This is a genomic window from uncultured Aquincola sp., assembly GCF_964001545.1.
In the GTDB taxonomy this organism is placed as follows: domain Bacteria; phylum Pseudomonadota; class Gammaproteobacteria; order Burkholderiales; family Burkholderiaceae_C; genus Aquincola.
The window spans coordinates 1-3,909 of sequence record NZ_CAXFDV010000277.1; the positions used below are offsets into that span (position 1 = coordinate 1).

Here is a 3,909-nt window from a genome sequence, read left to right on the forward strand (position 1 = left end):
ACCCCCTCGCTAACTTCCTTCCGCACCCGCCGCTTCCGGCAAACGCTTCAGTGATCAGCGAAGCCTTGCACTGTAGCACGGGGTTTTCCTACAAGGCAAGCAGGACGGCGAAAAAAGTTTTGACGGGTGCCGTCCTCCGGCAGTGAAGCCCAGAATGGTTGGTGATGGCCACAGACCCACACCCTGCCTCGCCACCTGCCCGCGACGGCAAGGGACCTGACCCACAGGCCGCCCTCACGCAGTACCGCCATCGGGCTGCTTGGTACGACCTGGAGCTGATGGCGTTCGAGCCCATCCGCCTGAAAGCGATTGAGCGGCTGGCGCTGGCTGCGGCCGACACCGTGATCGACGTCGGGTGCGGCACCGGGTTGAGCCTGCCCTTGCTGGCGAATGCTGTGGGCCCTTCAGGCACCGTGATCGGACTCGAGCCCTGTGCGGAGATGCTGTCGCACGCCGCAGGCCGGCCGATGCCGCCGGGCACCCGCCTGCGGCTGGTGGAGGCGCGGGCCCAGACGACCCAGGATCACGACCTGCCCATCGCCGATGCGATGCTGCTTCACTTCACCCACGACGTGATGCAAGACCCGCTGTCGGTGCAGGCGCTGATGAAGCAGGTGCGGCCGGGGGGCCGGGTGGTGGCGGCAGGCCTGCAGTGGGCGTCGCCATGGTTGCCGCTGGCCAACCTGTTCGTCTGGTCGGCGGCGCTTTATTCGACGACCTGCCTGGACGGGCTATCAGCACCCTGGGATTTGTTGCGGCCCTACCTGGACGAGCTGCAGGTAGAGCCGCTGTGGGCCGGAACGGTGTATCTCGCCTCCGGCCGCCGGAACGATCGGCCGGCTTAGCGCAGCGCGAGGCGGGCCCGTGCGGCCTCGTACTCGCGCTTCAGGCGCGCGACCAGTTCACGCGCGGGCAGTACCTCACGCACCGCGCCAATGCCCTGGCCCGAACCCCAGATGTCCTTCCAGGCTTTCTTGGCGCCGTCGCCGAAGCTCATCTTGCTGGGGTCGCTCACCGGCAGGTTGTCGGGGTCGAGGCCGGCATTGACGATCGAGCGGCGCAGGTAGTTGCCATGCACGCCGGTGAACAGGTTGGAGTAGACGATGTCGTCCGATCCACCCTCCACGATGGCCTGCTTGTACTCCGGCGTGGCGCGCGCCTCTTCGGTGGCGATGAAGGCGCTGCCGATGTAGGCGAAGTCGGCACCCATGGCCTGCGCGGCCAGCACGGCACCGCCGTTGGCGATGGCACCCGACAGCGCGACAGGGCCGTCGAACCACTCGCGGATTTCCTGGATCAGCGCGAACGGGCTCTTGACACCCGCATGGCCGCCCGCGCCCGCCGCCACGGCGATCAGGCCGTCGGCGCCCTTCTCGATGGCTTTGCGCGCGAAGGTGTTGTTGATGATGTCGTGCAGCACCACGCCGCCCCAGGCATGCACCGCCTCGTTCACATCGGTGCGGGCACCGAGCGAGGTGATCACGATGGGCACCTTGTACTTGGCGCACACCGCCATGTCATGCTCGAGCCGGTCGTTGCTCTTGTGCACGATCTGGTTGATGGCAAAGGGCGCAGCCTTGGCCTCGGGGTGGGCGCGATCGTGCGCGGCCAGCGTCTCGGTGATCTCGGCCAGCCAGTCTTCCAGCTGCGAGGCGGGCCGTGCATTGAGCGCCGGCATGGAACCGACGACACCGGCTTTGCACTGCTCGATGACGAGCTTGGGGTTGCTGATGATGAACAGCGGCGAGCCGATGATCGGCAGCGGCAGGTTCGAAAGGACGGGCGGCAGTGCCATCAGAAAGCCTCCAGGGCCATGTCGGTGACGCCCGCGCTGCCTTGGACGATGCTGTCGCGCACGCCCGGCACCTTGGACAGGATGTGGTCCGCATAGAAGCGGGCCGTGGTGATCTTGGCGGCCATGAAGGCGGTGTCGGTGTCTTCGGCCAGGCGCTGCTCGGCCACCAGCAGCGCGCGCGCCAGCTGCCAGCCGGCCATCAGGTTGCCGGCCAGCATCAGGTAAGGCACCGAGCCGGCGAAGGCGGCGTTGGGATCGGCCTTGGCACGCTGCACCATGAAGTCCACCACTTCGGCAAAGGCCTGGCGGCCGGCCTGCAGGTGCTGGCGCACGACCAGGGCATGCGCGCTGGCGCTGCGCGCAAGGGCCGCTTCGGTCTGCTCGATCTGCGCCGCGATAGCTCGGGCGGTGGCGCCACCGTCGCGCGCGGTCTTGCGGCCGACCAAGTCGTTGGCCTGGATGGCCGTCGTGCCTTCGTAGATGGTCAGGATCTTGGCGTCGCGGTAGTACTGGGCAGCGCCGGTTTCTTCGATGAAGCCCATGCCGCCGTGCACCTGCACACCCAGGCTGGCCACGTCGATGCTCATCTCGGTGCTGTAGCCCTTGACCAGCGGCACCATGAATTCATAAAAGGCTTGGTTCTGCTTGCGCACGTCGGCATCCGGGTGCGCGTGAGCGGCGTCATACGCCGCGGCGGCCACCAGCGACATCGCGCGGCAGCCTTCGGTGTAGGCGCGCATCGTCATCAGCATGCGCTTGACGTCGGGGTGGTGGATGATGGGCGCGGCGGTCGGCAGCGAGCCGTCCACCGGCCGCGACTGCACCCGTTCACGCGCATAGGCCACGGCCTTCTGGTAGGCGCGCTCGGCCAGCGCGATGCCCTGCGTGCCCACCGCGAAGCGGGCGGCGTTCATCATGATGAACATGTACTCGAGGCCGCGATTTTCCTGACCCACCAGGTAACCGATGGCGCCGCCATGGTCGCCGTACTGCAGCACCGCCGTCGGGCTGGCCTTGATGCCCAGCTTGTGTTCGATGCTCACGCAGTGCACGTCGTTGCGGTTACCCAGCGAACCATCCGCGTTGACCATGAACTTGGGCACGATGAAGAGCGAAATGCCCTTGACGCCTTCAGGGGCGCCGGTCACACGGGCCAGCACCAGGTGGACGATGTTGTCCGCCATGTCGTGCTCACCGTAGGTGATGTAGATCTTGGTGCCGAAGATCTTGTAGCTGCCATCGGCCTGCGGCTCGGCGCGGGTGCGCACCGCAGCCAGGTCGGAGCCGGCCTGCGGCTCCGTGAGGTTCATCGTGCCCGTCCAGCTGCCGTCGATCATCTTCGGCAGGTACAGCGCCTTCTGCTCGTCGGTGCCGGCGGTCAGCAGCGCCTCGATCGCGCCATCGGTCAGCAGCGGGCACAACGCGAAGCTGAGGTTGGCGCTGTTGATCATCTCGATGCAGGCCGCACCGATGGTCTTGGGCAGGCCCTGGCCGCCGAAGTCGGCCGGGTGCTGCAGGCCCTGCCAGCCGCCCTCGGCGAACTGGCGGAAAGCCTGCTTGAAGCCGGGCGTGGTGGTGACGGCGCCGTCCTTCCAGAACGACGGTTTCTGGTCGCCGTCCCAGTTGAGCGGCGCGACCACGTTCTCATTGAACTTGGCGCACTCTTCAAGCACGGCCTGGGCGGTGTCGGGGCCGGCTTCTTCAAAACCCGGCAGCTGCGACACGGCTTCCAGGTTGGCCAGCTCCTGCATGCAGAACAGCATGTCCCGCACGGGGGCACGATAGGTCATGGTTGTCTCCTCGCAATGGACGCGCGGGCTCGCCAATGAGCGAGCCCGCCCGGCGCTTCAGGTCACAGCGCCTTCACCAACTCCGGCACCGCATTGAACAGGTCCGCTTCCAGGCCGTAGTCGGCCACGCTGAAGATCGGCGCCTCGGGGTCCTTGTTGATGGCCACGATGACCTTGGAGTCCTTCATGCCAGCCAGGTGCTGGATGGCACCGGAGATGCCGGCGGCCACGTACAGCTGCGGCGCCACGATCTTGCCGGTCTGGCCGACCTGCCAGTCGTTGGGCGCGTAGCCCGCATCCACCGCGGCGCGCGAGGCGCCCAGC

The 3,909-nt window shown here is 67.2% G+C and carries 4 protein-coding genes; 1 reads left to right on the forward strand and 3 read right to left on the reverse strand.

Annotated elements, in window-relative coordinates:
* The first annotated feature begins 278 nt into the window (after nt 1-278).
* Nucleotides 279-845: a methyltransferase domain-containing protein gene (locus ABNT58_RS09660; protein WP_348753276.1), complete on the forward strand. Its 567-nt coding sequence runs from the start codon at nt 279-281 to the stop codon at nt 843-845.
* Here ABNT58_RS09660 and ABNT58_RS09665 read toward each other — a convergent pair.
* The 3 genes from ABNT58_RS09665 to ABNT58_RS09675 all read right to left on the reverse strand — a co-directional run.
* Complete coding sequence (locus tag ABNT58_RS09665) at nt 842-1,795, reverse strand: nitronate monooxygenase family protein (protein ID WP_348753277.1); 954 nt, start codon at nt 1,793-1,795, stop codon at nt 842-844. The two genes, ABNT58_RS09660 and ABNT58_RS09665, sit on opposite strands and share 4 nt — an antisense overlap.
* Nucleotides 1,795-3,585 (reverse strand): acyl-CoA dehydrogenase, encoded by a 1,791-nt coding sequence (locus ABNT58_RS09670; protein ID WP_348753278.1) that lies wholly within the window; start codon nt 3,583-3,585, stop codon nt 1,795-1,797. Before ABNT58_RS09670 ends, ABNT58_RS09665 begins: the two co-directional genes overlap by 1 nt.
* Nucleotides 3,586-3,647: 62 nt before the next feature.
* A partial coding sequence (locus ABNT58_RS09675; protein WP_348753279.1) for an FAD-binding protein occupies nt 3,648-3,909 on the reverse strand: 262 nt, incomplete at its 5' end.

What these genes read in the sequence shown, in the direction of transcription:
- ABNT58_RS09660 (WP_348753276.1), top strand. Translation starts at nt 279, where the DNA reads ATGGCGTTCGAGCCCATCCGCCTGAAAGCGATTGAGCGGCTGGCGCTG.
- ABNT58_RS09665 (WP_348753277.1), bottom strand. Translation starts at nt 1,795, where the DNA reads ATGGCACTGCCGCCCGTCCTTTCGAACCTGCCGCTGCCGATCATCGGC.
- ABNT58_RS09670 (WP_348753278.1), bottom strand. Translation starts at nt 3,585, where the DNA reads ATGACCTATCGTGCCCCCGTGCGGGACATGCTGTTCTGCATGCAGGAG.